We start from the raw sequence: 536 nt of genomic DNA, 5'->3' as shown, positions 1-536 counted from the left end.
GAAATATGTTTCAGCAGATTAGGCAGGCCTTTTGCCAGCGCTTCAAGGTTTTCTTCGCCGAGGTTGGCACGTTCTACGCCGCCGTTATATTTCAACGCGCGGACGGTGGCCACGACAACAGCCGCATCAGGTTTCAAATCCGCCAGACGGCATTTGATGTCGCAGAATTTTTCTGCACCCAAATCCGCGCCGAAGCCTGCTTCGGTTACGGCGTAATCGGCAAGGTGTTTCGCCAGACGGGTGGCGGTAACGGAGTTGCAGCCGTGGGCAATGTTGGCAAACGGGCCACCGTGTACAAAGGCAGGCGTACCTTCGATGGTTTGTACCAAGTTAGGCTTAATCGCATCTTTGAGCAATGCCGCCATCGCGCCATTCGCTTTCAAATCTTTGGCGTAAACGGGGCTGCCGTCTTTGGCGTAGGCGACGAGGATGTTGCCCAAACGCTCTTTTAAATCGCTGATGTCTTTAGCAAGACAGAATACCGCCATCACTTCGGACGCAACGGTAATGTCAAAACCGTCGGGACGCATCACGCC

Annotated in this window: 1 protein-coding gene; it reads right to left on the bottom strand. The window is 54.1% G+C overall.

Annotation, left to right across the window (positions count from 1 at the left end; all coding sequences use genetic code 11):
• Nucleotides 1-536 (bottom strand): formate--tetrahydrofolate ligase (locus tag ACTHTY_RS11520; RefSeq protein ID WP_440367752.1); only part of this gene is annotated, 536 nt, incomplete at both ends.

This window comes from Neisseria sp. P0019.S002 (assembly GCF_051957155.1).
GTDB lineage: Bacteria > Pseudomonadota > Gammaproteobacteria > Burkholderiales > Neisseriaceae > Neisseria > Neisseria perflava.
Note: the sequence above shows the minus strand (reverse complement) of the source record. Positions and strands in the feature narration are given on the sequence as shown.